Here is a 25,234-nt window from a genome sequence, read left to right on the forward strand (position 1 = left end):
AACGCCCCGTGGGACCCGGTCGCCCGAGCCCCCTGGTCAGGCTAGGGGGCGGGGACCGGCCGGGGTAAGGGTTCGGCGCAGCCGGTTCGCGTCGATCCGCCAGTAACCCTGCTGGACTCCGTCGACCTCGACCACGGGGACCAGCTCGCCCAGCTCGGCGGCGAGGTCCCGGCCGGGCGTCGAGTCCGTGTCGATGTCGACCTCGGTCCAGTCGGTCCCGGTCTCCGCGCACACCGTCCGCACCACCTCCCGCGCCTCGTCGCACAGATGGCAGCCGGCCCGGCCGTAGAGCACCACACGCGTCATGGGCTCACCGTCTCACGCTGCCCCCGTCGTCGTTACAGTGACCGGGTGCGTCAGGCGTCCGGGAACCCCAGCGTCCCCCTTCCCGTACTGCGGGAGCCGGGGTCCGGCGCGGACGGTCCGGGCGTCGGCGCGTTCTTCGACGTCGACAACACGATCATCCGCGGCGCCAGCGCGTTCCACCTGGGCGTGGGTCTCTACCGGCGCGGCTTCTTCCGACGGCGCGACCTGCTCGAGTTCGGGTTCCACCAGTTCCGGTACCTGACGTTCGGCGAGAACAAGCACCAGATCGACGAGGTGCGCAGTCGCGCGCTGTCCATCATGAAGGGCCACTCGGTGGCCGAGGTGACCGCGATCGCGGAGGACGTCTACGACGAGGTCCTCTGCCTGCGCATCTACCCGGGCACGCAGCGCCTCCTCGACGAGCACATCGCCGCCGGCCACTCCGTGTGGCTGGTCACCGCGACGCCCGTGGAGATCGGCTCGCTGATCGCACGCCGCCTCGGGGTCACCGGGTCGCTGGGCACGATCGCCGAGCACGAGGACGGCTTCTACACCGGCCGGCTGGTGGGCGACATGCTGCACGGTCAGGCGAAGGCCGACGCCGTGCGGGCCATCGCGCAGGAGCAGGGCATCGACCTGGCGACGTCGTACGCGTACGGGGACTCCACCAACGACGTCGCGATCCTGTCCGAGGTCGGCTTTCCCTGCGCGATCAACCCCGACCGTCGCCTGCGGCGCTACGCCGCCACCGTCGGCTGGCCGGTGCGCGAGTTCCGCAACCGTCGGCGCAACGCGCGGCGCGGGACGACGGTCGCCAGCCTGGCCGGGCTGGCCTGGGCCGGCGGGCTCGTCGCGCGGGCGATCCTGCGCCAGGTGCGCGGCACCGGTACCGGCGGCGGCGGGGACGTCCTGTGACGGTCCGGCCCGCCGAGCACGGCGAGCTCGACGCGCTCGCCCGCCTCGCGGCCCTGACGTTCCCGCTCGCCTGCCCGCCCGGCTCCACCGCGCAGGACCAGCAGGCGTTCATCGACACGGTGCTCTCGCCCCAGCGGTTCGCGGAGTACCTCGACGACCCCGCCCGCGACGTGCTCGTCGCGGGGGACGACGAGCTCGTCGGCTACACGATGCTCGTCGCCGGGGAGCCCGCCGACGAGGACGTGCAGGCCGCCCTCCACCTGCGCCCGACCATCGAGCTGTCCAAGTGCTACGTGCACCCCGACCACCACGGAGCGGGGATCGCGAACGCGCTCATGGCCGCGTCCCTGGAGGTCGCCCGCGAGCGTGGCGCGCACGGGATGTGGCTGGGCGTGAACCAGCAGAACGCGCGGGCGCAGGCGTTCTACGTGCGCTCGGGGTTCGCCGTCGTCGGCACGAAGCACTTCACGGTCGGCACCCGCGTCGAGAACGACTACGTGCTCGAACGGCCCCTCTAGCCCTCCTGCTCCGCCGCGGTCGTCGCCACCGGCCACCCCTCGTCGTCCCACGCCAGCTCGCGGATCTCCAGCCGGAAGTCGCCCCCGGCGGCCGCGTCGTAGTAGTGGAACGCGAGGTACCCCTGCGACACGGACTGCCCGCCCGGTCCGACCATGTCGCCGATCGACGTCAGGAGCTGCTCGCCGCCGTCCACGGTCATCTCCCTGCCGGAGCGGTCGACGTACGGACCGGTGACGTCCCGGGAGCGGCCGACGGCCATGTTGTACGTCGAGTCGCTGCCCTGGCAGCACGAGTCGCGCGACACGAACAGGTAGTACCAGCCGTCGCGCAGCACCAGGTACGGCGCCTCGATCGCGTTCGGCGGCGATGTGCGGCTCGCGATCGTCGTCGGCTCCGCGTTCTCGACCGGCTTGCCCGAAGGCCAGGACAGCTCGACCAGCTGGATGCCGCCCCAGAACGAGCCGAACGCCATCCACGGCGTGCCGTCCTCGTCCGTGACCACGCCCGGGTCGATCGCGTTGTAGTCGGTCTCCCCCGGCTCCGACCGGATCACCTCGCCCTGGTCCACCCACGCGTAGTCGGGGTCGCCCGGGTCGAGCGTCGTGTTCGTCGTCAGGCCGATGGCGGACCGGTTCGAGCCGAACGTGGACGCCGAGTAGTACAGGTAGAACGTGCCGTCGTGCTCGATCACCTCGGGCGCCCAGAAGTTGGACACCCCCGGGACKGCCTCGTACGCCCACTCCGGGCGGGTCGCGGCGTCCCAGACCGTGCCGACGAGCTCCCACGTGAGGCCGTCGTCGGTGGACCGGCGGATCTGCGGGGAGCCGAGGCCCGTGCGGACGTCACCCGTGGAGAAGACGTACCAGGKCTCCCCCTCGGCGCCGACGACGAGGGCCGGGTCGTGGGTGTGGATGTCCCCGCCGAGGGACAGCGCCGTCGCGGCGGGTGGTTCCGCCGCGCAGGCAGCGGCGCTGACCACCAGCGCGAGCGCGACCGCACCCGCCGCGACGGCGCGACGCACGGCGCTCAGACCCCCAGCCGGACGACGTTCCAGGACACCGGCGGCACCTGGACCGACACGCGGCCGTCGCGGACGGTCGCGGTCGCGTTGGCGCGCGGCACCACCGAGGTGTCGTCGTCGGCCGTCGCGGACCAGGTGTGGTCCGGGTTGGCCAGTGTGGTCGCCTCGATGACCCGCAGGCCCGGCAGCGAGCGGGCGTCGACCTCGAGCGTGACCGTCTCGGTCAGGGAGCGGTTGACCGCGAACAGGGCGACGTCGCCCGTCTCGGCGTCGCGCGTGGCGACGGCGTCCACGAGCGCGGCGTCACCGTACTTCGCGGTCTCGTACGTCGGCGCCTCGACGGCGACCTGGAGCACGTCGCCCTTCGCGTACCGGGAGGCCTGGGCGAACGGGTGGAAGATCGTCTGCTTCCAGGACCGGCCACCCGGCTCCGTCATGATCGGCGCGATCACGTTGACCAGCTGCGCCAGCGACGCGGAGTGCACGCGGTCCGTGTGCCGCAGCAGGGAGATCAGCAGGTTCCCGACGACGACGGCGTCCGCGACGTTGTACCTGTCCTCCAGCAGCACGGGCGCGACGGGCCAGTCGTGCCCGGTGGGCGGCCTGGACTCGGCGCGGTGCTGGTACCAGACGTTCCACTCGTCGAACGAGATGTGGATCCGCTTGTCCAGCTTCTTGTGCGCGCGCACAGCGTCCGCGGTGGCGCTCACGGACTCCACGAAGTGGTCCATGTCCACGGCGGAGGCCAGGAACGAGCCGAGGTCGCCGTCCTCCTCCCAGTAGTACGCGTGGGCGGAGATGAGGTCGACCTGCTCGTACGCCTCGGTGAGCACGATCCGCTCCCACTCCCCGAACGTGGGGATGGCGACACCCGACGAGCCGCACGCGACCAGCTCGAGGTCCGGGTCGACCATGCGCATGGCGCGACCGGTCTCGGCGGCGAGCCGGCCGTACTCGTAGGCGGTCTTGTGGCCGATCTGCCACGGGCCGTCCATCTCGTTGCCCAGGCACCACATGCGGATGTCGTACGGGTCGCTCGCACCGTTGGCGCGGCGCTGGTCCGACAGGCGCGTGCCGCCGCGGACGTTGCAGTACTCGAGCAGGTCGACCGCCTCCTGCACGCCGCGCGTGCCCAGGTTCACGGCCATCATCGGCTCGACCTCGGCCAGCCTGGCCCAGCGCATGAACTCCTCGACCCCCACCGTGTTTGGGTCGGTCGAGTGCCACGCGAGGTCGAGGCGGGCGGGCCGCTGCTCGAGCGGGCCGACGCCGTCCTCCCATCGGTACCCGGAGACGAAGTTGCCGCCGGGGTAGCGCACGGTGCTGACCCCGAGCTCGCGGGTCAGCTCGAGCACGTCCTTGCGGAACCCGTCGGCGTCGGCCGTCGGGTGCGCGGGGTCGTGGATGCCGGTGTAGACGCAGCGGCCGAGGTGCTCGACGAACGAGCCGAACGTGCGCCGGCGGACCGGTCCGACCCGGAAGGCCGGGTCGAGGGTGAGTCGGACGGGGATCATGAGGTCTCCTGGTTCGGTCGGTGATCGAGTGCGGTCCAGCGGACCCCGTGGGAGGGGACCTCGAGGACGAGCGCCCCCTCGGGTTCCCACGCGGTCGGGTGCAGGTCAGGGGTGGTCCCGGGGTCCCACAGGTCCCGAGTGGTCCAGCTGCCGGCGGCGCGGCCGACCAGCGAGGCGAGCGGGAGCGACACCGTCCGCGTCGTGGGCCCGGTCCAGAAGGCGGCGACGTAGGTCGTCGCCCCCTCGACCGCCGTCCACACGATCAGCTCCCCGTCGTCCAGCGGTTCGCGGACGAGCTCGCGCCCGTCGGTCGCGTGCCGCAGGACGTGGCCGACCGCCGGGTTGGCCAGCAGGTCGAGCGTGGCGGGCTCGCTGGTGGGCAGGTCTCCCCCGACCATCAGCGGCGAGCGGGCCATCACCCAGAGCGTGAGGATCGTGCGCTGCTCGTCGGGGGTGAGCCGGCTGTGCCGGTCGTCCCCCCGCTCGGCGCGCAGGCCGATCCGGCCGAGCGGCAGCATGTCGGCGTCCGCCCAGCCGCCAGGGCGCTGGAACGGCGCCCACCGGGCGAGCCGCGCGAACTGGGCGTGCACGTCCTCCCAGCGGTCCCAGAGGTCGTCGGAGATGCGCCACATCTGGGCGTGCTCGCGCAGGTGGTCGACGTGCGCGGTGGACAGGTGCGTGCCCGGCGACAGCGACAGGACGATGTCCCGGCCCGAGCGCTCGATCGCGCGCGCCCACGCCTCGACCGCGTCCGGGTGGTACGGCGCGAGCATGTCGTCGACCTTGAGGAAGTCGACGCCCCAGCCCGCCAGCTGCGCGACGAGCCCGTCGAGGTACGCCTGCGCGGCGGGGTGGTCGTGGTCGAGCCCGTAGTTGTCGTCGTTCCACGGGCACACCGACGTGGTGTCGGCCGCGTCGCGTGCGGTCCAGGCGGTGCCCTCGACGGGGAGGTCCGCGTCGACGGCGATCCGCGGGATCCCCCGCATGAGGTGCACGCCGAACCGCAGGCCCAGGGCGTGCACGGCCTCGGCGAGCGGTCCGAAGCCGCGCCCGCCGGCCGCGGACGGGAACCGGTTCTCGGCGGGGAGCTGCCGCCCGAAGGCGTCGAGGGTGAGCGACGAGCCGTCGTTGTAGCCGTGCGCGCGGGCCGCCGGGTCGTACCAGTCGATGTCGACGACCACCGTGTCCCACCCGTGCGGCAGCAGGCGCTCGGCCAGCACGGTGGCGTTCGCCAGGACCTCGTCCTCGGTCACCGTGGTGCCGTAGCTGTCCCAGCTGTTCCACCCCATGGGTGGTGTCTGCGCGTGGCGCGACATCGGGAGGCCCCCTTGCCCGTCGATTTCTACATCGTTGTAGACGCATCATGCATGGCCGCTCCGATGCCGTCAACCGACCGTTATGCGTTCGTGGCTTGACCCGGTGCCGGTTCCCGTGTCATGTTCTACATCGTTGTAGATCAACGTTGTAGATGCAGCGTCGATCAAGCGAATGAGGTCAACGACGACCCTGATGGACCAGCCCCACACCGGGTCCTGACGCGACCGTGACCTCGCACATCCTTGGGATATGGGAGGCAGGACGATGAAGAAGAACAGGCTCATCGCCGGCGCCGTGTGCGCCGCGATCGCCGGGACGCTCACGCTGACGGCGTGCAGCGACGGTGGCGACGGCGCAAGCGACGGCGGCGCCAAGGAGATCACGTTCATGTTCCGCGGCGGACCGGACGAGAAGGCTGCGTACGAGGCCGCGATCAAGAAGTACACCGCGGACACCGGCGTGAAGGTGAAGGTCATCGTGACCGACGCCGACCAGTACGCCACCAAGCTCCAGGCGGCCGTCGCCGGCAACAACGTGCCCGACGTGTTCTACATCGAGCAGGCCACCCTGCAGTCGTACGTGAGCTCCGGCGTCCTGGCGGACATCACCGACCAGGTCGAGGCCAGCGGGATCGACCTGGACAACATCTGGCAGTACGGCGTCGACTCCTACCGGTTCGACGGCACCCTGCAGGGCACCCCCGAGGGCCGGCTCTACGGGCTGCCCAAGGACGTCGGCCCGTTCTCGTTCGGCTACAACAAGACGATGCTCGAGGCCGCGGGCATCCCGCTGCCCGACAAGGACACCCCGCTCACGTGGGACGAGTTCGTCGACGTCAGCAAGCAGCTCACGGTGGACACCGACGGCGACGGCGCCGTGGACCAGTGGGGCACCGGGCTCAACGTCCAGTGGAACCTGCAGTCGCTGGTCTGGAGCAACGGCGGCGACTGGACCAACGAGGACCGCACCGAGGTCACCGTGGACACCCCCGAGTTCGCCGAGGCGCTGCAGAAGTTCGCGGACCTCACCAACGTCGACAAGGTCACGCCGTCGGCGTCCGACGCGGCGACCCTCGACACGTACCAGCGCTGGATGGCCGGCGAGATCGGCTTCTTCCCGGTCGGCCCGTGGGACGTCTCGGTCTACAACGACCTCGACTTCGACTACGACCTGATCCCCTGGCCCACCGTCGGTGACGGCGGCACGGCCACCTGGCTCGGCTCGCTGGGCATCGGGGTCTCCGCGACCTCGAAGCACCAGGACGACGCGGTCAAGCTCGTCACGTACCTGAGCACCGACGCCGACGCGCAGCAGACGCTCGTCGACGCCAACATCCAGATCCCCAACCTGATCGACATGGCGGAGGCCTGGGCTGCCGAGGAGGGCGCCGAGCCCGCCAACCGGCAGGAGTTCCTGGACATCGCGCAGGACTACGGCCGCGCGATGCCGGCGGCGTTCACGTACGGGGCCGAGTGGTACGACGAGCTCTGGACCAACATCCAGCCCGTCCTCGACGGCAAGCAGACCGCCGCCGACTACCTCGCCGAGGAGCAGCCGAAGATGCAGTCGCTCCTCGACGAGTCGAACGCCACCGCCGAGCAGGCGGCAGCGGGCAAGTAGCACCACCTCCTCCCTGTCCCCGCCGCCCGGGCACGCCCCCGGGCGGCGGGGACCCCTGGAAAGGTTCCGAGATGACTGCGACCATCGAGTCGACCGCCACCGGCCTGACGTCGGAGCAGCGAGCGAAGCGGGCCAACAGACGCCTGCACCGCACCGAGCACCGGTGGGCGCTGGCGTTCGTCGCGGCCCCGATCATCGGGTTCCTGCTCTTCACGCTGTACCCGATCTGCTTCGCGGTCTACGCGTCGCTGACCAGCTGGAACGGGCTCGGTCCGATGACGTTCGTCGGGCTCGACAACTACGTGGCGCTGTTCGGCGACGAGTACTTCCGCATCTCGATGTACAACACGTTCTTCTACATGATCGGCATCCCGATCGGCCTGGCGCTCTCGCTCCTGCTGGCCCTGGCGCTGAACCGGAAGATCCCCGGCCGCACGGCGTTCCGCACCATCTACTACGTGCCGGTGATCTCGTCGCTGGCCGCCATCGCGATCGTGTGGCAGTTCGCCTACAACGGTGACTTCGGCCTGATCAACCAGGTGCTCGCCTGGTTCGGGATCGAGGGTCCCGACTGGCTGCAGAACACCGCCACCGTCAAGCCCGCGATCATCATCATGGCCATCTGGAAGGGCCTGGGGTACTCGATGCTCCTGTACCTGGCGGCCATCCAGGGCGTCCCCGCGTCCCTGCACGAGGCAGCAGCGCTCGACGGCGCCAACGCGTTCCAGAGGCTGCGGAACATCACCTTGCCGATGGTGCGGCCGGTGACCTTCTTCCTGGTGGTCACCAACATCATCGCCGGGTCCCAGATCTTCACCGAGATCAACATCATGACGCCCGCGGGCGGACCGGAGTTCAGCTCCGCCTCGATCGTCTGGTACATCGTGCGCAAGGCGTTCAAGTACCAGCAGATGGGCTACGCGACGGCGATGTCGATCGTCCTCGGCGTGCTGGTCTTCGTCATCACCTTCATCCAGTTCCGCCTCAACCGGCGCAACAGCTTCAGCATCGACTGAGGGAGAACTCCCATGGCCACGACCTTGATGAAGCCCCCCACCCCGGCGCTGAAGGACAAGCCCCGCACGGGCGCGCAGCGCGAGAGCCGCCTCGGCAACGTCGCCCTGTTCCTCCTGCTCGCCGTCGGCTCGCTCGCGATGCTCGCGCCGCTGCTCTGGATGTTCACCACTGCGCTGAAGACCAAGGTGCAGGTGTTCGCCCTGCCCCCGGTCTGGATCCCGGACCCCCCGCAGTGGGACACGTTCGTGCGCATGTGGACCGAGGCGCCGATCCTGTCGGGCTTCAAGAACAGCCTCATCGTCGCGCTGAGCGTGACGGTCATCGGGACGTTCACGTCCGCGCTCGCCGCGTTCGCGCTGGCCAAGCTGCGGCTGCCCTACAAGAACGCGATCTTCCTCGTCCTGCTGTCGGGCCTGATGGTGCCGTACCCGACGATCATGATCCCGCAGTTCGTGATGTTCTCCCGGCTGCACTGGGTGGACACCCTGCTGCCGCTGATCGTCCCCCTGCTGTTCGGGAACATCATCATGATCTTCTTCCTGCGGCAGTACCTGTCGACGGTCCCCGACTCCATGATCGAGGCGGCCAAGATCGACGGGGCGTCCTACCTGCAGATCTTCCGCGTCATGATCCTGCCGATGATCCGGCCCGCGATCGCCGCCCAGTTCATCCTCTGGTTCATGTTCATCTGGAACGACTACCTGGCGCCGATCCTCTACCTGAACACGCCCGAGAAGCAGACGCTCCAGGTGGTCATCGCCAACCTCAACGTCGAGTTCGCGACGCAACGCGACTACCCGCTGATCATGGCCGCGTCGTTCGTCGCGCTGCTGCCGATCCTGGTCGTGTTCCTCATCTTCCAGCGGCAGATCATCGAGTCCGTCGCGCTCACCGGCTCGAAGGGCTGACGGGATGCTCCCCGACACGGCCCTCTGGGGCGGCCGGCATGCGCACGACCCCACTGCGGTGCGCGACGACAACGGCACGTACTGGCTGTTCTCCACCGACGCGTGGTCGGACGGCCCGGTGCGCGCCGGCGTGCAGGTCCGCCGGTCGAAGGACCTGGTCACCTGGGAGTTCCACGGCTGGGCGCTCGACGGTGTGCCCGCCGACGGCGCCGCCTGGTCCGGAGCAGCCGGCCTCTGGGCGCCTGACGTGGTGCGGGTGGGCGACGAGTGGCGCATGTACTGGTCGGCGTCGACGTTCGGCTCGCGGACCTCCGCGATCGGCCTCGCCGTGGCACCGCACCCGACCGGTCCGTGGGAGGACCGGGGACTCGTGGTGACCAGCCTGCACGAGGTCGAGGGACCGAACGCGATCGACGCGAACGCCGTGGTCGACGCGGACGGCCGGCACTGGATGGTCTACGGCTCGTTCTTCGGCGGCATCCACGCGCTCGAGCTGGACCCGACGACCGGCCTCGCCCTCGGCGAGGCGCCGGGGATCCTGCTCGCGCGCCGGCCGCGCAGCGTCGAGGGGGCCGTGGAGGGCGCGTTCGTCCTGCCCCGCCCCGACGGCGGCTACGCGCTCGTCCTGTCCTACGACTCGCTCTTCTCGACCTACCACGTGCGCGTCGGGGTCTCCGCGCAGCTGACCGGCCCGTACGCCGACCGCGCGGGCCGCGACCTGACCGACCTCACCGGCGACCMCACGCGCATCGGCACGCTCATGCTGGCGGGCCACACGCTGGACGGCGGCCGCCCCTGGCTGGCCCCCGGGCACGCCTCMGTGCTCACCGACGGCGACCGCCAGCTGCTGGTCCACCACGTCCGCGACGCCGACGACCCCACGCAGCACGAGGTGCAGGTGCGCCGGCTGGTCTGGACCGCCGACGGCTGGCCCGCCGTGTCGCCGCAGCCGTGGGCGGGCGACGCCGAGCCCGACGACGACCCGCCCACCGACCCCGCCGCGCTGGCCGGGACGTGGGAGGTCGTCACGTTCGACCAGGCCACCGCGGGCTACCTGACGTCGTCCCGGACCATCGAGATCGGCGACGACGTCCTCGCGCAGACCCGGTCGCACGGGGACGGCCGGTTCTCCTGGCCGGGCCTCGACCTCGTCGTCTTCCCGTCGGTCGACGCCGTCCGCGCCGTCCGCACGCTGTCGTTCGCCGGGCTCGACGCGGAGGGCAACGCGACGCTCGGCACGCGGGTGGGATCGTGAGCGCCGGCGTGCACGAGGACGTCGCGGAGGGCTGGGCCGGGCGCGTCATGGTGTTCCTGCGCGCGGGCACCCAGCTCGTCGCCGTGAACGTGCTCGTGGTGCTCGGCACGCTCCTCGGCGCCGTCGCCCTGGGCGCCTACCCCGCGCTCGCCGCGGGCGGCGGTCTGCTGGCGCGCCTGGCGGGCGGGGCGCCGTCCGAGCACCTCTGGCGCGAGTTCTGGTCGGCGTACCGGGCGGGGTTCCGTCGGCTCAACCTGCTCGGCGCACCCCTGACCGTCGGGTTCGCGCTGCTGACGCTCGACGCGTCGGTGCTCGCCGCCGCGTCACCGGGGCCGACGAAGGCGGCGCTGACGGTCGGCGTCGTCGTCCTGACCGCGTACCTGGTCCTCGCGCTCGCGACCCTGGTGCCCGTCGCCCGGCGCTACGACGACGTCCCCGCGGCGCGCACGTGGCGGTTCGTCGCCGTCGCGCCGCTGCTGTCCCCCGTCACCAGCCTGGCCGTCCTGGCCGTGCTCGCCGTCCTGGCGGTCACGTTCACCTACGTCGGCGTGCTGGTCCCCCTCGTCGGGCTCAGCCTGCCGCTCCTGGCCACGGGCTGGCTCGTCGAGCAGCGGCTCGCCACGCTCGACGCCCGCACGGCGTAGAAGTGCAGGCTCAGCCGGCGGTCGCGGGTGGCGCCTGCTCCCCCAGCGTCGACTCCCGGCCGATGATCTCGAAGTCGGTGATGACCTGCACGAACGGCTTGTCGGGCTCGAGCTCGTCGATGCGCGCGAGCAGCAGGTCGACGGCCGTCGTCGCGATCTGCTCCCGCCCGGGCGACACCGTGGTCAGCGTCGGTGAGGAGTAGGCGGTCTCCTCGATGTCGTCGAAGCCGATGACCGCGATCTGCCCCGGCACGTCGATGCGGCGCGCGTGCAGCACGTGCAGAGCGCCCAGGGCGAGGGCGTCGTTCAGCCCGAACACGGCATCGATCTCGACGCCGGAGTCCAGCAGACGTTCCATCGTCTCGGCGCCCGTCGCGCGGTGCCACAGMCCCGCCTCACCGATCAGCGCGGGATCCACCGTGAGACCGGCCTCCTGGAGCGCCTGCCGGTAGCCCTGGACGCGCAGCGCGGCCGATCCCATGGTCTCGCCCTCGTGGGCGCCCACGACCGCGATGCGTCGCCGCCCCAGGTCCAGCAGGTGCTGCGTGGCGGCACGGGCGGCCTCGACGTTGTTCATGGTCACGTGGTCGGCCGGGCCGCCGAAGATCCGCTCGCCCAGCAGCACCATCGGGAAGTCGACGTGCAGCGCCGCGGCGTCCTGCGGCCCGAGCGCCAGCGGGGAGAAGATCAGGCCGTCCGTGAGGTGCCGGCGCTGCCCGGAGAGCACGTCGAGCTCGCGCTCGCGCACGGACCCCGTCTGCTCGATGAGGACGGTCAGACCACGGGCCTCGGCAGCGCGGATCACCGAGTCGGCGAGCTCCGCGAAGTACGGCAGCGACAGCTCCGGCACCGCGAGGCCGATGAGGCCGGTCCGCCCGCGACGCAGGTTCCGCGCCGAGATGTTCACCTGGTACCCGAGGTCCGCGATGGCGGCCTCGACCCGTTCCTTGGTGGCGGGCCGGATGTACTGGTACCCGTTCACCACGTTGGAGACGGTCTTGATCGAGACCCCCGCCCGCGCGGCGACCTCGTGCATCGTCACTGCGGATCCCCGTTTGGCCGTGCTCATCGCTGTCTCCCTGGTGCGCGCCCCTGCCGAGGGACAGAGTCCCAGACCGCCGCAACTCTACATCGTTGTAGAAGCGTGTCGGCGGAAACACGACGGGCCCGGCAGGTGCCGGGCCCGTTCGTCGGAGCTGGCGACCTCACGGCCGCCGTGGCTCACTTCTTGTTGCGACGCTGGTGACGCGTCTTGCGCAGCAGCTTGCGGTGCTTCTTCTTGGCCATCCGCTTGCGGCGCTTCTTGATGACGGAGCCCATGGGGTCCTCACTTCGCTTCCGGTGGAGGCCCGACGACGGGCCGTTCTGGTGGTCGATCGACGCGTAGAAGAGATCGAGTGCTACCGAGTCGACCACGCACGAACAAAGTCCGAGGCTCTACCTTACGCGATCACCAGGGCTCCGAGCGACGCGCGGTCGTCTCAGGACGATCGGCGATCCTGCTCGCGCGCCTCCACAGCCGGCGATGTCGCCAGGTAGTGGTCGAGCGCGTCCTGCGGGACACGGAACGAGCGGCCGACGCGGACCCCGGGCAGCTCGCCCGAGTGCAGCAGGCGGTAGACCGTCATCTTGGAGACGCGCATGACGTCGGCGACCTCGAGCACCGTGAGGAATCGCGTGCGGCCCGGCTGGTCCCGCTGCTCGCTCATGTCCGCTTCCGTTCCGCCCGGCGCGCGGCGGGCCCGCGCACCCACCCTGCGGGTGCCGGACCAGCGTAGTGGCGCGTGGGACACGTGGGATAGAGGAGACCCATGGGACTTCCCTCATCCGGCCCAGTCGCCAGGCGCCGAACCCGACCGGGCTGCCGATCTGGAGGCGATTCCGGCACCCCTGTCGGGTTCGTCACCCGGCACGGCCACGATGGAGGGATCAGTCGTGGTCCGGGTCCAGGCCCAGGGACGGGAAGACCGCCGCGCGGGTGGCGCGGATCGACCGGTCGACGTCGTCGCCCGGGTCGTAGCCGGCCGACCACGGGCTGAACCGCGCGTCCCGGCCGTCGGTCATCACGTCGGGACCCAGCCGCCCGTACCGCTCCCGCACCAGGGAACGCCACGCGTCAGGGACCGGCGTCCCGGGCTCGACCGGGTGGTGCGTCGCGATGCCCAGCAGGTGCGTCCACGACCGCGGCACCACGTCGACCACGGCGTACCCGCCCCCACCCAGCGCCACCCAGCGGCCGTCCGCGACCTCGTGCGCCAGGTCGTGCAGCAGGTGCGCCGCCCGCACCTGCCCGTCGATGCTCACCCGCAGGTGCGTCAGGGGGTCCAGCAGGTGCGTGTCGCAGCCGTGCTGCGTGACCAGCACGTCCGGGTCGAACGCGCGCACCACGGCCGGCACGACGGCGTCCAGCGCCCGCAGCCAGCCGGCGTCGCCGGTGCCCGACGGGAGCGCGACGTTGACGGCCGACCCCTCCGCGCCCGGTCCCCCGGTCTCGCGAGCGTGACCGGTCCCCGGGAACAGGGCCTGCCCGGTCTCGTGCACCGAGACCGTGAGCACGCGCGGGTCGTCCCAGAAGACCGCCTGGACTCCGTCGCCGTGGTGCGCGTCGACGTCCACGTAGGCCACGCGCGTCGCACCCGCGTCCAGGAGCGCGCGGATGGCGACGGCCGCGTCGTTGTACACGCAGAACCCCGACGCCGACGCCGGCATCGCGTGGTGCAGGCCGCCGGTGACGTTGACGGCGTGCAGCGCGCGCCCCTCCCAGACCGCGAGCGCCGAGTCGACCGACCCCTGCACCACGCGGGCGGACGCCTCGTGCATGTCTGGGAACACGGGGTCGTCGGACGTGCCCAGGCCGAACGTGGGATCCGCGGTGCCGTCCGTCGACGCGGCGTGCACGGCGGCCACGTACGCGGGCGTGTGGACGGTCTGCAGGAGGGCGTCCGAGGCCATCTCGGCGCCGACCAGCTCGACGTCGTCGCCGACCAGCAGGCCGAGCGCCTCCGCCAGCCGGATGGTCAGGTCCAGCCGCTCGGACGTCATGGGGTGCCCGTGGCCGAAGTCGTACGCGAGCATCTCGCGCGACCAGACCACGCGCACGGGTGCAGACGACGTCATGCGCTCACCGTCGCACCCGGCGCTGCCGATGTCGATCCGACTGGCCCGATCCCTGCCGCACGCCTGTCGGGTCGAACCACACGCCCGGGGCGTGCCAGAGTTGCCCCGACCGGCGAGCGCCGGCCGGTTGCGGGAGGTGTGATGGCGCGGGGTGGCCCGGGCGTGGCGTGGCGGGCGCGCGAGATCGTCGACCGTTCCGCACGGCAGTCCCCCGCCCGGCTCGCGCTCGGCGTGTTCGGCCTGGTGATCGGCCTGGTCACGCTCGGCCTGTCCGCCCCGTGGGCGACCGCCAGCGGACAGCGCGCGCCGTTCGTCGACGCGCTGTTCACCGCCACCTCGGCCAGCACCGTCACCGGCCTGGTCGTGGTCCCCACGGGCGAGTACTGGTCGGCGTGGGGCCTGGTCGTCATCCTCATCGCCATCCAGATCGGCGGCCTCGGGGTGATGACGCTGGCGTCGCTGCTCGGCATGGCCGTCTCCCGCCGCATCGGCCTGACGCAGCGGCTGCTGGTGTCGTCGGAGACCAAGGAGACGCGGCTGGGCGAGGTCGGGTCGCTGATCCGGACCGTCATCATCACGTCCGTCGCGCTCGAGCTGATCATCGCGCTCGTCCTGTTCCCGCGGTTCCTCATGTTCGACGAGCGCGTGGGTGCGGCCGCGTGGCACTCCGTCTTCTACGCGATCTCCTCGTTCAACAACGCGGGCTTCGTGCCCACGCCCTACGGACTCGAGCCGTTCGTGTCCGACTGGTGGGTGCTGATGCCGATCATCATCGGCGTCTTCATCGGCTCTCTCGGCTTCCCTGTGATCCTCAACGTGGCCCGGCACCTGCGCGAGGCGCGGCGGTGGAGCCTGCACTCGAAGCTCACCGTGACCACCAGCCTCGCGCTCGTCGTGGCGGGGTCGGTCCTCGTGGCGGCGTTCGAGTGGACCAACCCGGASACGTTCMAGCCGCTCGGTCCCAGCGCCACGATCTTGGCGTCCCTGTTCGCGGGTGTCATGCCCCGCTCCGGCGGATTTTCGACGGTGGACATCGGCGAGATGCACGAGGGCACCTGGCTGCTCATGGACGCGCTCATGTTCGTCGGTGGTGGCTCGGCGTCGACCGCGGGCGGCATCAAGGTCACGACGCTCGCCGTGATGCTGCTCGCGATCCTGGCCGAGGGCCGCGGCGACAAGGACGTCGAGGCGTACGGACGCCGGATCCCGCGCGAGGCGCTCCAGGTCGCGATCGCCGTCTCGCTCGTCTCCGCGACGCTCGTGCTCGTCTCCTCGCTGCTGCTCCTGGCCATGACCGGACTCACCCTGGACCGGGTGCTCTTCGAGGTCATCTCGGCGTTCGCCACCTGCGGACTGTCCACGGGGATCACCCCTGGGCTGCCCGACGGCGCCAAGTACGTGCTCACCGTGCTCATGTTCATCGGCCGGACCGGCACGATGACGCTTGCGGCCGCGCTCGCGCTGCGCAACCGTCGTCGGGTGATCCGGCTACCAGAAGAGAGGCCGATCATTGGCTGACAGGTTTGGCGACTCCCTCAAAGGGACGCAGAACGCACCCCGCACGCCGAAGAAGGACTCGGGCGTGCTCGTCATCGGGCTCGGCCGGTTCGGGTCCGCCATCGCCGCGACCCTGGACCGCCTCGGGCAGGACGTGCTCGCCGTCGAGCGCAACCCCGAGCTCGTCGCCCAGTGGGCCGGCCGCATCGCGCTGGTCGAGGCCGACGCCGCCAACCCCGAGGCGCTCGAGCAGCTCGGTGCGCGCGAGTTCCCCGTGGCCGTCGTCGGGGTCGGGTCCTACCTCGAGGCGTCGGTGCTGATCACCGGCAACCTGGTGGACATCGGGGTCCCCCAGATCTGGGCCAAGGCCGTCAGCAACGAGCACGCGCGCATCCTGCAGCGCATCGGTGCGCACCACGTGGTGCTCCCCGAGGCCGACGCCGGCGCGCGCGTGGCCCACCTGGTGTCCGGCAAGCTCCTCGACTACATCGAGGTGGAGGACGGGTTCACCATCGTCAAGATGCGCCCGCCCAAGGAGACGCAGGGGTTCACGCTCGCGCAGTCGAAGGTGCGTGAGCGCTACGGCGTGACCGTGATCGGCGTGAAGAGCCCGGGCATCGACTTCGTCTACGCGACCCCGGAGACACGCCTGTCGACCAACGACCTCATCATCGTCTCCGGCCACGCCGACCTGCTGGAGCGCTTCGCGGCCCGCCCCTGAGCCCTCCGGGGCCACCCGCATCGCTGGGCGGGCCGCGTGGTCCGCAGACGGTGCACGACGAGCGCGGCAGTCGCGACTGCCGCGCTCGTCGTGACGATCTCGGATGGCCGGCCGGCCGGCCGTCAGCGGCGCCGGATCGCCAGGATGCGCTGCAGGACCACGAAGATCAGCAGCAGGGCGCCGATGAAGATCTTGGTCCACCAGGAGCTCAGGGTGCCCTCGAACGTGATGATGGTCTGGATCAGGCCCAGCACMAGCACGCCGAGCACCGAGCCCAGGACGAAGCCGCTGCCACCGGTCAGCAGGGTGCCGCCGATGACGACCGCGGCGATCGCGTCGAGCTCCATGCCGACACCGGTCAGCGCGTAGCCGGACCGCGAGAAGATCGCGAACAGCAGACCGCCGAGCCCTGCGCAGGTGCCGCTGATGACGTAGACGAGCACCTTGGTGCGCGCCACGGGCAGGCCCATGAGCTTCGCGGACTGCTCGCTGCCGCCGATCGCGTACACCGTGCGGCCGAACCGCGTGTAGTGCAGCGTCACGAAGGCGATGGCCACGACGGCCAGCGCGATGACGCCGCTGGGCGTGATGACCAGGCCGTCCTCGGTGCCCCAGCGGGTGCGGGCGAGCGCGACGATCGTCGGGTCGGTGATCGGGATGGACTCCGGCGCCACGATGTAGCAGAGGCCGCGCGCCAGGAACATCGCGGCCAGGGTGGCGATGAAGGGTTGTATCTCGAACACGTGGACCATCACGCCGACCACGAGGCCGATGACGGTGCCGACGAGGATCACGAGCGGGATCGCCACGGCAGCGCTGTAGCCGTGCGTGAACATCCACGCCGCGACGCAGCCCGACAGGGCGACGACGGCGCCGACCGACAGGTCGATGCCCCCGGTGAGGATCACGAACGTCATGCCGACGGCGATCACCACGAGGAACGAGTTGTTGATGAGCACGTTGGCGATGACGCGGCCGGTGAGGAAGTTCTCGTACCGGGAGCCGCCGATGGCCAGCATGGCGATCAGGACGACCACCGTGCCCAGGACGGGCAGGTAGCGCTCGTCGATGCGGAACCTGCGGACGCGCGAGCCGAGGGACGGCCGCGCGTCGGCGGGTGCCTTCGGGGAGGTGAGCTGGTCGGTCGCCATCAGGCCGGGACCTCCACGGGAGCAGGAGCGGTGGCACGTTTGCGTGCGCGGAGCTTGTGGCGGACCACAGGCGACTGGAGCAGGCAGACGAGGATGACGACGAGCGCCTTGAACAGGGACACCGCGTTGGCGGGGATGCCCAGGATGGTCACCGAGAACGTCAGCGTGGTGATCACGAGGACACCGACCAGCGTGCCGACCAGCGAGAACTTGCCGCCGGCCAGCGAGGTGCCGCCGATCACGACCGCCAGGATGGCGTCCAGCTCGATGAACAGGCCGGCGTTGTTGGCGTCGGCCGCCATGATGTCCGAGCTGCGGATGAACCCGGCGACGCACGCGAAGAACGCGCACAGGATGTAGACGGTCCAGATGATGGTCCGGGCCCGCACACCCGCCAGCCGGGAGGCGACGGGGTTGATGCCGACCGACTCGATGAGCACCCCGAGCGCCGTGCGGCGCGTGATGAGCGCCATCGCGACGAAGAAGAACCCGGCGATGAGCGCCGCGACGGGCAGCCCCAGCCAGTAGCCGGTGGCGATCGTGTGGTACGGCTCGCTGTTCACGGTGGTGATCTGGCCGCCGGTGATGAGCATCGCGATACCCCGGCCGGCGGTCATGATCACCAGGGTCGCGATGATCGGCTGGATCCCGACGACCGCGACCAGGAACCCGTTGAACACCCCGATCAGGAGGCAGACCAGCACCGCGCTGCCGAGCGCGGACAGCACGACGGTGAGCGACTCGGGGTTGTCCGACGCCGCGATCTGGGACAGGGCGACCGCCCCGGCGATCGCCATGACGGCACCGACGGACAGGTCGATGCCGCGCGTCGCGATGACGAGCGTCATGCCCAGGGCCACGAGCAGCAGCACGCTGGAGCGCCGCACGATGTCGATCGGGCCGCCGTAGAGGTGCCCGTCGAGGACGGTGATGTTGAGGAAGGTGTTCGACTTGAGCACGCAGGCCAGCACCAGCACGGCCAGGGCCACGATCGGCCAGAACAACCGGTGCCGGGTGACGGCGCCGGCCGAGCTCATGACGGAGCTCATGACGTTCCTCCGCTCGCGATGAGGTGGACGACGTCGTCGGTGGTGACGTCGTCGGAGTTGGTGATCTCGGCGACCTTGCGGCGGTCGCGCAGCACCGCGATGCGGTGGGACAGGCGCAGGACCTCGTCCAGCTCGGCGGAGATGAACACGACGGCCATCCCCTGCGCGGCGAGGTCGGCCACGAGCTTCTGGATCTCGGCCTTGGCGCCGACGTCGATCCCGCGCGTGGGCTCGTCGAGGAGCAGGAGCTTCGGGGCGGTGGCGAGCCAGCGCGCGAGCAGCACCTTCTGCTGGTTGCCGCCGGACAGGTTGCCGGCGATCGCCTCGGGGTTGGCCGGGCGGATGCCGAGCGCCTCGATGTAGCGGTTGACGACCTCGTCGGACTTCCGCCTGGAGATCCGGCGCAGCCAGCCGCGGTCGGCCTGCAGGCCGAGCACGATGTTCTCGCGCACCGTCAGGTCACCGACGATGCCCTCGGTCTTGCGGCTCTCCGAGGAGTACACGATGCCGCGCGCCAGGGCGGTGCGCGGGGTCCGCATCTTCGTGGCCTTCCCCTCGACCCGCAGCTCGCCCATGTCCGCGTGGTCGGCGCCGTAGAGCAGCCGCGCCAGCTCGGTCCGACCCGAGCCGAGCAGGCCCGCGAGCCCGACGACCTCACCGGCGTACACGTCGAGGTCGAACGGCTCGATCGTGCCCTTGCGGCCGAGACCGATGGCCTGCACGAACGGCTGCGTGTCGGAGCGCTCGGCGACGGACCGCTTCGGGGCCTCCTCGAGCTCCTCGAGCACGGCGAGCGCACGGCCGATCATCTTCTGCACGAGCTCGACGCGGTCGAGCTCGGCCGTGCGGTACTCGCCGACCAGCGTGCCGTTGCGCAGGACCGTCATCCGGTCGCTGATCTCGTACACCTGGTCGAGGAAGTGGGACACGAACAGGATGGCGACGCCGCGGTCGCGCAGCGCGCGCACGACGTCGAACAGCCGGGCCACCTCGTCCGCGTCCAGGCTGGACGTCGGCTCGTCGAGGATGAGCACCCGGGCGTCGACGACCATCGCGCGCGAGATCGCCACCAGCTGCTGCACGGCCAGCGAGTGGGACGACAGCGACGACTTCGGGTCGATGTCGAGGTTCATGGTGCGCAGGTGCTCGCGCGCCGCGCTGCGGGTGCGGCGCCAGTCGACGACCCCGGCCCGGCGCACCTCGTGGCCGAGCATGATGTTCTCCGCGACCGAGAGGTTGTCGCAGAGGTTGACCTCTTGGTAGACCGTGCTGATCCCCGCGGCCTGGGCCTGCGCGGGACCGGCGAACGTGCGCTCCTCGCCGTCGACGACGATCGACCCGGAGTCGATCGTGTACACGCCGGTGAGGGCCTTGATGAGGGTGGACTTCCCGGCGCCGTTCTCGCCCATCAGGGCGTGCACCTCGCCCGGGAACAGCCGGAGGTCGACGCCGTCCAGCGCCTTGACCCCGGGGAACGTGATGGAGATCCCGGTCATCGCGACGATGGGGGCCGGGTCCTGCGTGGTGACTGCTGTGTCGGTCATCGTCGACCTTTCGTCCGCGCCGGTCTCACGGTACCGGCAGGGCGGTGCTGCCCGGGGGGACGCGGAGGTCCCCCCGGGCAGCTTTTGACGAGCCAGTGAGAGGCTGTGAGGTCAGTACTGGCGGTCGGCCAGAACTGCCTGTGCGCCCGCCTGGTCGAAGGCCTCGTCCTTGGTGACGATGCGCGGCTCGACGGTGCCGCCGTCCTCGAGGGTCTTGATGATCTCCGCGAGGTCCGGGCCGAGCAGCGGGTTGCACTCGACGATGTAGCTGATCTCGCCGGCGGCGAGGGCGGTCATGCCGTCCTTGACGCCGTCGATCGTGACGACCTTGATGTCCTTGCCGGGCACCTTGCCGGCCGCCTTGATCGCCTCGATGGCACCCAGGCCCATGTCGTCGTTGTGCGCGTACACGACGTCGATGTCGGGGTACGCCTGGAGGAAGCCCTCCATGACCGTCTTGCCCTCGGCGCGCGTGAAGTTGCCGGTCTCGGAGGCGATCACCGAGATGTTGTCGTTGCCGGCGATGGCGTCCTCGAACCCGGTCTTGCGGTCGATCGCCGGTGCGGAGCCCGTGGTGCCCTGCAGCTCGACGACGTTGATGGGCTCGGTGGCCAGGTTGTCCGAGACCCACTCGCCGATCCGCTTGCCCTCCTCGACGAAGTCGGACCCGATGAACGTCACGTAGAGCGACGTGTCCTCGGAGTCGACCGCGCGGTCGGTCAGGATGACGGGGATGCCGGCGTCCTTGGCCTCCTCGAGCACGCTGTCCCAGCCGGACTCGACGACCGGGGAGAACGCGATGTACTGCACGCCCTGGGCGATGTACGACCGGATCGCCTGGATCTGGTTCTCCTGCTTCTGCTGGGCGTCCGAGAAGCTGAGGTCGAACCCGGCGTCCGCGGTGAGCGCGTCCTGGATCGACTTGGTGTTGGCGGCACGCCAGCCGCTCTCCGAGCCGACCTGGCTGAAGCCGACCGTGATCGCGCCGCTGTCGCCGCCGTCCGAACCTGCGGTCTCCCCGTCGCCGGAGTCACCGCTGCTGCACGCTGCGAGCCCGAGTGCGAGCACCGCGATACCTGCGGCGATCGAACGAGTCCTGAACATCTTGCTGACCATCTGCTTCTCCTCCTCGAGAAACGCACTCTCTCGCGGGCCCGACCCACGCCGGTCGGGCCGCGTCGTGCACCCCGGGGCACGGGGGCACAAGGTCTGCTGGACCCGGGTCCAGCAGGTGGTTCGCCTGAATGTTAGCGCTCACATTCGCTGTGGGGGCGCCGTTCGCAGGTTGCATTCCGATCACGCTTCCACGGCGACACCCTGGCCCGGTCCACGACGACGCCTCCCTGGCGCAGCCCGGAGACCACAGCGCGGGTCGCAGCGGCGGACCACACCCGCGCCCTGCGGGGGCAGAGACGCCCGCCCGGTCAGGGGGTGCGGCGGCGGAGGGTGGCGGMGCCGACGACCAGGGCGCCGACGATGAAGCCGGCGATCACCGCCACGTCACCGCGCACGTCGGTCCAGGTACCGCCGGCGGCCAGCAGCTGCATGGCGTCCAGCGCGTAGGTCAGCGGGAGCACGCGGGAGATCCACTCGAGGACGGTCGGCATCTCGTCGCGCGGCATGAGCAGCCCGCAGGTGATGAGCTGGGGGAACAGGACCAGGGGCATGAGCTGGACCGCCTGGAACTCGGTCTTGGCGAGCGCCGACGCGCCCAGGCCCAGCGCGCACCCGAGCACGGCGTCGAGCACCGCGACGAGGACCACCAGCCCGATCGGGCCGGCGACGTCCATGCCGCACACCCACACGGCGAACCCGACGATGACGAGCGCCTGGACGGTCGCCAGCACGGCGAACGCGAGGGCGTAGCCGACGACGACGTCGCCGCGGCCGATCGGCAGGGTCATCAGCCGCTCCAGCGTCCCCGACGTGCGCTCCCGCAGCGTCGCGACGCTGGTGACCAGGAACATCACCATCATCGGGAAGAGCCCCACCAGGAGCGGACCGAACTGGTCGAGCACCGGGGTGCCGTGGAACATCCACGCGATCAGGCCGATGAGCACGCACGGCAGCAGGACGACGAGCGCGATGGTCCGCTTGTCGTGCCGCAGCTGCGTGAGGACGCGGTGCGCGGTGGCTGCGGTCAGCCCGACCGTCATCGTGCGCGACGGCGCGTCGCGCGCGGTCGTCGCGGTGAGCGTGGCGCTCATGCCCCTGCTCCTCTCCCGGCGCCGTCGGTGGCGGGGTGCCCGGCGCTCACGGCGCCGTCCTGTGCGGCGGCCTCGTCGACCAGGGCCAGGAACGCAGCCTCGGCGTCGGTCGTCCCGGTGCGTTCGAGCAGGGCGGTCAGCGGGCCGTCGGCCAGCACCGCTCCCCCGCGCAGCAGGACGAGGCGGTCGCACCGTGCCGCCTCGTCCATCACGTGGCTGGACACGAGGAGGCTGACCCCCGACCGGCTCAGGCGGTGGAACAGCTCCCACAGGTCGCGGCGCAGGACCGGGTCCAGGCCGACCGTCGGCTCGTCGAGCACCAGCAGGTCGGGCCGTCCCAGCAGGGCGATGGCCAGCGACACCCGCGAGCGCTCCCCGCCGGACAGGGCCCCGATGGACTGGTCGGCGCGCCCGAGGAGGTCGACGTCGGTGAGAGCCGCGCGGATGGCGGCAGCGTCCACCCCGAGGATCGCCGCCGCGTACCGGAGGTTCTCGGTGACGGTCAGGTCGGAGTACACGCTGGGCGACTGGGTGACGTAGCCGATCCGGCGCCGGAGCGCCGCGGAGCCCGCCGGCAGACCCAGCACCGTCACCGTGCCGCCCTCGACGATCTGCGCCCCCACGACGGCCCGCAGGAGCGTGGTCTTCCCGCTGCCGCTCGGGCCCAGGAGCCCGACCACCTGCCCGGCCGGCACGGTCAGGTCGAGCGACGGGATGACCGGGGTGCCACCGCGCACGACACGCAGGCCGACGATCTCGATCGCATTATTCCCCATGCGGGGAATTCTGCTCCTCGGGGTGCCCCGGCGCAAGGACTACTGCGTCGAGTCCACGATCACTGCGCGCAGCCGGTCCACGGCCGCCTGCTCCCCCTCGACCGAGAGCCCGTCGGCGCCGCCGCGCCCCCACAGCCACAGCTCGAGGTCCCAGGCCGAGCCGGTGACGGTCGCGGTGACGTCCTGGTCCTCGCCCTCCCAGGGCGCCTCACCGACGAGCTCCGCACACTCCTCGTCGTACTCCGTGCCGGTGGTCGGGGACGTGCCGTGGAACCGGCCGAACGCCGCGACCCACTCGCGGCCGGCGTCCGTGGCGCGCAGCCGGATGCGCTGCCCGTCGGGCGTGAACGTCGTCCAGGTGGGCAGCCCGCTCACCATGACGCCGAGCATCTCGTCGACCCCGTCGGCCGCGAGCTCGACCCCCGGGTCGGTGACCGGCAGTCCCGCGGTCTGCTCGGCGTCGACCCGGTGCACCAGCGCCTCGTGCGCCTGGCGGCGCAGCACCCACTCCACCGTCCCGCCCGTGGACGACCAGGACCAGCACGGCTCCGTCGGGTCGTGCGTGGCGAGCGCGGCCAGCAGCGCGTGGGTGCGCGTGCGCAGGAACGGGACCAGGTCGTCGTCGGGCCGGCGCTCGGTGTCGTCCGCGTCGTCGGGACCGGCGGGGGCGTTCCCGACGATCTGCGACCAGAAGTCCTGCACCTCGCCCAGGTGGAAGGCCAGGTCCGCCGCGCTCCAGTCCTGGCACGACGGCACCTGCGCCGCGAGCGGCGCCTGCGCGAGAGCGTCGGCCGTCCGCGCCGACTCGTCGGCGATCACGCGTGCGTAGTCCATGCGTCGCACGCTACCCACACCCACCGACGTTCCCGGCGTGCCCCACGCCCGATCCCGTGGCTACGGTGTCGGGTGCTCACCGACACCCTCCGCCGGCACGGCCCGGCCCTCGCGCTGGCCGCCCTCCTCGGCACGTCGGGGGTGCTCCACCTACGCAGACCCGGCATCTTCCGGCCGCTGATCCCGCGCACGCTGGGCGATCCCGACCCGTGGGTGCTGGGCAGCGGGGTCGCCGAGCTCGCGTGCGCCGCGGCGCTGGTGGCGCCTCCCACGCGACGGCTCGGCGGCTGGGCGTCGGCGGCCCTGCTCGTGGGGGTGTTCCCGGGGAACGTGACGATGGCGGTCCGGTCCCGGCCCGACGCGCGCGGGTGGGCCGGGAGGCCGGCCGTCGCGTGGGCGCGCCTGCCGCTGCAGGTCCCGCTGGTCGCGTGGGCCGTGGCCGTGGCCCGTCGCGCCGGCTGACCCCGGCGCCTACAGGGTGCTCAGCGGGCCGGTCAGATAGCGGTCGAGCGTGGGGCCGACGAGGGCGACGACGTCCTCGACCGGCATCGACGCCAGCGGTTCGAGCCGCAGGACGTGCCGGGCGAGCAGGACCCCGGCGACCTGCGACGCCACCAGCGACACCCGCAGCTGCTGGTCGGGCGGCGGCAGCAGCTGCGCGATGCGCGCGAAGACCTCCCGGCCGACGTACCCCGCGAGCGCCTCGGCCTGCATCTCGCCCGACGTCATGCCGGAGAACGCCACCCGCAGGGCGACGCCGCCGTCCTGTCCCCAGATCCCCAGCACCATGGTCAGCAGCCGCTCGCCGAGCCCGTCGACGCCACCGGCCGCGATCCGCGCGACCAGCGCGGCCGGGTCGACTCCGCTGGGCACGATCCCTGCGGCGAAGAGGTCGGACTTGGTGCGGAAGTAGTGCCGGACCAGGCCGGGGTCCACGTCGGCCCGCCGCGCCACCGACCGGATGCTCGCACCGTCGAAACCGCGCTCGGCGAACTCGTCCCGGGCGGCCGCGAGGATGGCTCCGCGCGTGTCCTCCCCGGCAGGGCGACGACCCCGTCGGCGGGCCGTGGCGGCAGGGCCGATGCCGTCGTCGTCGGCACCGGCAGGCGTGGACGTGGACATGGGCACAGCGTACGGAGCGGGCTCAGGACTCCGGGGGCGCGGTGCGCTGCGTCGGCACCTCCGTCAGCGTGGACGGGCCACGACCGGTGGGCCAGCGGACCGCGTGGGCGCCGGTGCGCGACGCCGCGACGGCCGCGACCGCCAGCGCGACGGCCGCGGCGGGGCCGACCAGCTCGAGCG

Annotated in this window: 26 protein-coding genes; 10 read left to right on the plus strand and 16 right to left on the minus strand. The window is 71.4% G+C overall.

All coding sequences use genetic code 11. From position 1 onward, the window contains the following. Window positions 1–36: 36 nt before the first annotated feature. Window positions 37–306 carry a glutaredoxin family protein gene (locus ACXJKF_RS10110; protein ID WP_456787576.1) on the minus strand — a complete coding sequence of 90 codons (270 nt, stop codon included), beginning with the start codon at window positions 304–306 and terminating at the stop codon, window positions 37–39. A gap of 87 nt (window positions 307–393) precedes the next feature. Here ACXJKF_RS10110 and ACXJKF_RS10115 point away from each other — a divergent pair, with 87 nt between their 5' ends. Beyond that, window positions 394–1,221 (plus strand): HAD family hydrolase, encoded by an 828-nt coding sequence (locus tag ACXJKF_RS10115; protein ID WP_456787605.1) that lies wholly within the window; start codon window positions 394–396, stop codon window positions 1,219–1,221. Next, entirely contained in the window at window positions 1,218–1,739 is a 522-nt protein-coding gene (locus ACXJKF_RS10120) for a GNAT family N-acetyltransferase (RefSeq protein ID WP_456787577.1), read from the plus strand. Before ACXJKF_RS10115 ends, ACXJKF_RS10120 begins: the two co-directional genes overlap by 4 nt. On the opposite strand, the gene ACXJKF_RS10125 is transcribed toward ACXJKF_RS10120, so the two are convergent. From ACXJKF_RS10125 to ACXJKF_RS10135, 3 genes are read right to left on the minus strand one after another with little or no spacing between them, the layout of a single operon-like run. Next, a complete protein-coding gene (locus ACXJKF_RS10125; protein ID WP_456787578.1) occupies window positions 1,736–2,761 on the minus strand; it encodes an arabinan endo-1,5-alpha-L-arabinosidase in 1,026 nt (341 codons plus the stop codon). The genes ACXJKF_RS10120 and ACXJKF_RS10125 overlap by 4 nt on opposite strands. Before the next feature lie 5 nt (window positions 2,762–2,766). Beyond that, window positions 2,767–4,275: an arabinosylfuranosidase ArfA gene (arfA, locus tag ACXJKF_RS10130; RefSeq protein WP_456787579.1), complete on the minus strand. Its 1,509-nt coding sequence runs from the start codon at window positions 4,273–4,275 to the stop codon at window positions 2,767–2,769. Next, window positions 4,272–5,564 carry an alpha-galactosidase gene (locus ACXJKF_RS10135; protein WP_456787580.1) on the minus strand — a complete coding sequence of 431 codons (1,293 nt, stop codon included), beginning with the start codon at window positions 5,562–5,564 and terminating at the stop codon, window positions 4,272–4,274. Before ACXJKF_RS10135 ends, arfA begins: the two co-directional genes overlap by 4 nt. A gap of 292 nt (window positions 5,565–5,856) precedes the next feature. On the opposite strand from ACXJKF_RS10135, the gene ACXJKF_RS10140 reads away from it, so the two are divergent. The 5 genes from ACXJKF_RS10140 (at window position 5,857) to ACXJKF_RS10160 (ending at window position 11,036) form a co-directional block, all read left to right on the plus strand. Then, window positions 5,857–7,212, plus strand: a complete 1,356-nt coding sequence (locus ACXJKF_RS10140; RefSeq protein WP_456787581.1) for an ABC transporter substrate-binding protein — start codon at window positions 5,857–5,859, stop codon at window positions 7,210–7,212. Between the two features lie 71 nt (window positions 7,213–7,283). Next, window positions 7,284–8,228: a carbohydrate ABC transporter permease gene (locus ACXJKF_RS10145; RefSeq protein ID WP_456787582.1), complete on the plus strand. Its 945-nt coding sequence runs from the start codon at window positions 7,284–7,286 to the stop codon at window positions 8,226–8,228. Window positions 8,229–8,240: 12 nt separating this feature from the next. Then, window positions 8,241–9,137 (plus strand): carbohydrate ABC transporter permease, encoded by an 897-nt coding sequence (locus ACXJKF_RS10150; protein WP_456787583.1) that lies wholly within the window; start codon window positions 8,241–8,243, stop codon window positions 9,135–9,137. 4 nt (window positions 9,138–9,141) lie between these two features. Next, window positions 9,142–10,392: an arabinan endo-1,5-alpha-L-arabinosidase gene (locus ACXJKF_RS10155; RefSeq protein ID WP_456787584.1), complete on the plus strand. Its 1,251-nt coding sequence runs from the start codon at window positions 9,142–9,144 to the stop codon at window positions 10,390–10,392. Next, window positions 10,389–11,036 carry a DUF624 domain-containing protein gene (locus ACXJKF_RS10160; protein WP_456787585.1) on the plus strand — a complete coding sequence of 216 codons (648 nt, stop codon included), beginning with the start codon at window positions 10,389–10,391 and terminating at the stop codon, window positions 11,034–11,036. The genes ACXJKF_RS10155 and ACXJKF_RS10160 overlap by 4 nt, the downstream gene beginning before the upstream one ends. Before the next feature lie 10 nt (window positions 11,037–11,046). Here the strand turns inward: ACXJKF_RS10160 and ACXJKF_RS10165 are convergent, their stop codons facing one another. The 4 genes from ACXJKF_RS10165 to ACXJKF_RS10180 form a co-directional block, all read right to left on the minus strand. Continuing rightward, window positions 11,047–12,105 (minus strand): LacI family DNA-binding transcriptional regulator, encoded by a 1,059-nt coding sequence (locus tag ACXJKF_RS10165; RefSeq protein ID WP_456787586.1) that lies wholly within the window; start codon window positions 12,103–12,105, stop codon window positions 11,047–11,049. A 152-nt stretch (window positions 12,106–12,257) separates the two neighbouring features. After that, a complete protein-coding gene (locus ACXJKF_RS10170) occupies window positions 12,258–12,356 on the minus strand; it encodes a 30S ribosomal protein bS22 (protein WP_003792170.1) in 99 nt (32 codons plus the stop codon). A 161-nt stretch (window positions 12,357–12,517) separates the two neighbouring features. After that, window positions 12,518–12,745 (minus strand): helix-turn-helix domain-containing protein, encoded by a 228-nt coding sequence (locus ACXJKF_RS10175; protein ID WP_456787587.1) that lies wholly within the window; start codon window positions 12,743–12,745, stop codon window positions 12,518–12,520. A 220-nt stretch (window positions 12,746–12,965) separates the two neighbouring features. Further along, window positions 12,966–14,153, minus strand: coding sequence for an acetoin utilization protein AcuC (locus ACXJKF_RS10180; RefSeq protein WP_456787588.1), 1,188 nt, complete (start codon window positions 14,151–14,153; stop codon window positions 12,966–12,968). Between the two features lie 141 nt (window positions 14,154–14,294). Between ACXJKF_RS10180 and ACXJKF_RS10185 the strand changes: the two genes are divergently transcribed. After that, window positions 14,295–15,671, plus strand: coding sequence for a TrkH family potassium uptake protein (locus tag ACXJKF_RS10185; protein WP_456787589.1), 1,377 nt, complete (start codon window positions 14,295–14,297; stop codon window positions 15,669–15,671). Window positions 15,672–15,735: 64 nt separating this feature from the next. Then, window positions 15,736–16,371 carry a potassium channel family protein gene (locus tag ACXJKF_RS10190; protein WP_456787590.1) on the plus strand — a complete coding sequence of 212 codons (636 nt, stop codon included), beginning with the start codon at window positions 15,736–15,738 and terminating at the stop codon, window positions 16,369–16,371. 122 nt (window positions 16,372–16,493) lie between these two features. Here the strand turns inward: ACXJKF_RS10190 and yjfF are convergent, their stop codons facing one another. The 7 genes from yjfF to ACXJKF_RS10225 all read right to left on the minus strand — a co-directional run bounded on the left by yjfF (window position 16,494) and on the right by ACXJKF_RS10225 (window position 23,932). Next, window positions 16,494–17,522 carry a galactofuranose ABC transporter, permease protein YjfF gene (yjfF, locus tag ACXJKF_RS10195; RefSeq protein ID WP_456787591.1) on the minus strand — a complete coding sequence of 343 codons (1,029 nt, stop codon included), beginning with the start codon at window positions 17,520–17,522 and terminating at the stop codon, window positions 16,494–16,496. Next, on the minus strand, window positions 17,522–18,571 hold the full coding sequence (locus tag ACXJKF_RS10200) for an ABC transporter permease (RefSeq protein WP_456787592.1): 1,050 nt from the start codon (window positions 18,569–18,571) through the stop codon (window positions 17,522–17,524). Before ACXJKF_RS10200 ends, yjfF begins: the two co-directional genes overlap by 1 nt. Continuing rightward, complete coding sequence (locus ACXJKF_RS10205; protein WP_456787593.1) at window positions 18,568–20,115, minus strand: sugar ABC transporter ATP-binding protein; 1,548 nt, start codon at window positions 20,113–20,115, stop codon at window positions 18,568–18,570. Before ACXJKF_RS10205 ends, ACXJKF_RS10200 begins: the two co-directional genes overlap by 4 nt. 111 nt (window positions 20,116–20,226) lie before the next feature. Further along, entirely contained in the window at window positions 20,227–21,219 is a 993-nt protein-coding gene (locus tag ACXJKF_RS10210; RefSeq protein WP_456787594.1) for a substrate-binding domain-containing protein, read from the minus strand. 320 nt (window positions 21,220–21,539) lie between these two features. Next, the gene (locus ACXJKF_RS10215; protein WP_456787606.1) at window positions 21,540–22,271 is read right to left on the minus strand and encodes an ABC transporter permease; all 732 of its coding nucleotides are present in this window, start codon (window positions 22,269–22,271) and stop codon (window positions 21,540–21,542) included. 47 nt (window positions 22,272–22,318) lie between these two features. Next, a complete protein-coding gene (locus tag ACXJKF_RS10220; RefSeq protein ID WP_456787595.1) occupies window positions 22,319–23,098 on the minus strand; it encodes an ABC transporter ATP-binding protein in 780 nt (259 codons plus the stop codon). A 39-nt stretch (window positions 23,099–23,137) separates the two neighbouring features. Next, window positions 23,138–23,932 carry a maleylpyruvate isomerase N-terminal domain-containing protein gene (locus ACXJKF_RS10225; protein WP_456787596.1) on the minus strand — a complete coding sequence of 265 codons (795 nt, stop codon included), beginning with the start codon at window positions 23,930–23,932 and terminating at the stop codon, window positions 23,138–23,140. Window positions 23,933–24,004: 72 nt separating this feature from the next. Here ACXJKF_RS10225 and ACXJKF_RS10230 point away from each other — a divergent pair, with 72 nt between their 5' ends. Beyond that, window positions 24,005–24,394, plus strand: coding sequence for a DoxX family protein (locus ACXJKF_RS10230; protein ID WP_456787597.1), 390 nt, complete (start codon window positions 24,005–24,007; stop codon window positions 24,392–24,394). 9 nt (window positions 24,395–24,403) lie between these two features. Here ACXJKF_RS10230 and ACXJKF_RS10235 read toward each other — a convergent pair whose 3' ends face one another. Next, window positions 24,404–25,054: a TetR/AcrR family transcriptional regulator gene (locus ACXJKF_RS10235; RefSeq protein ID WP_456787598.1), complete on the minus strand. Its 651-nt coding sequence runs from the start codon at window positions 25,052–25,054 to the stop codon at window positions 24,404–24,406. Window positions 25,055–25,234 lie beyond the last annotated feature (180 nt).

The sequence above is a fragment of the Cellulomonas sp. P5_C5 genome (assembly GCF_054049655.1).

Excerpts from the sequence above, each read along its gene's own strand:
- ACXJKF_RS10110 (WP_456787576.1), bottom strand. The coding sequence starts at position 306 with ATGACGCGTGTGGTGCTCTACGGCCGGGCCGGCTGCCATCTGTGCGAC.
- arfA (WP_456787579.1), bottom strand. The coding sequence starts at position 4,275 with ATGATCCCCGTCCGACTCACCCTCGACCCGGCCTTCCGGGTCGGACCG.
- ACXJKF_RS10135 (WP_456787580.1), bottom strand. The coding sequence starts at position 5,564 with ATGGGGTGGAACAGCTGGGACAGCTACGGCACCACGGTGACCGAGGAC.
- ACXJKF_RS10140 (WP_456787581.1), top strand. The coding sequence starts at position 5,857 with ATGAAGAAGAACAGGCTCATCGCCGGCGCCGTGTGCGCCGCGATCGCC.
- ACXJKF_RS10145 (WP_456787582.1), top strand. The coding sequence starts at position 7,284 with ATGACTGCGACCATCGAGTCGACCGCCACCGGCCTGACGTCGGAGCAG.
- ACXJKF_RS10150 (WP_456787583.1), top strand. The coding sequence starts at position 8,241 with ATGGCCACGACCTTGATGAAGCCCCCCACCCCGGCGCTGAAGGACAAG.
- ACXJKF_RS10170 (WP_003792170.1), bottom strand. The coding sequence starts at position 12,356 with ATGGGCTCCGTCATCAAGAAGCGCCGCAAGCGGATGGCCAAGAAGAAG.
- ACXJKF_RS10175 (WP_456787587.1), bottom strand. The coding sequence starts at position 12,745 with ATGAGCGAGCAGCGGGACCAGCCGGGCCGCACGCGATTCCTCACGGTG.
- ACXJKF_RS10180 (WP_456787588.1), bottom strand. The coding sequence starts at position 14,153 with ATGACGTCGTCTGCACCCGTGCGCGTGGTCTGGTCGCGCGAGATGCTC.
- ACXJKF_RS10200 (WP_456787592.1), bottom strand. The coding sequence starts at position 18,571 with ATGAGCTCCGTCATGAGCTCGGCCGGCGCCGTCACCCGGCACCGGTTG.
- ACXJKF_RS10205 (WP_456787593.1), bottom strand. The coding sequence starts at position 20,115 with ATGACCGACACAGCAGTCACCACGCAGGACCCGGCCCCCATCGTCGCG.
- ACXJKF_RS10210 (WP_456787594.1), bottom strand. The coding sequence starts at position 21,219 with ATGTTCAGGACTCGTTCGATCGCCGCAGGTATCGCGGTGCTCGCACTC.
- ACXJKF_RS10220 (WP_456787595.1), bottom strand. The coding sequence starts at position 23,098 with ATGGGGAATAATGCGATCGAGATCGTCGGCCTGCGTGTCGTGCGCGGT.
- ACXJKF_RS10225 (WP_456787596.1), bottom strand. The coding sequence starts at position 23,932 with ATGGACTACGCACGCGTGATCGCCGACGAGTCGGCGCGGACGGCCGAC.
- ACXJKF_RS10235 (WP_456787598.1), bottom strand. The coding sequence starts at position 25,054 with ATGTCCACGTCCACGCCTGCCGGTGCCGACGACGACGGCATCGGCCCT.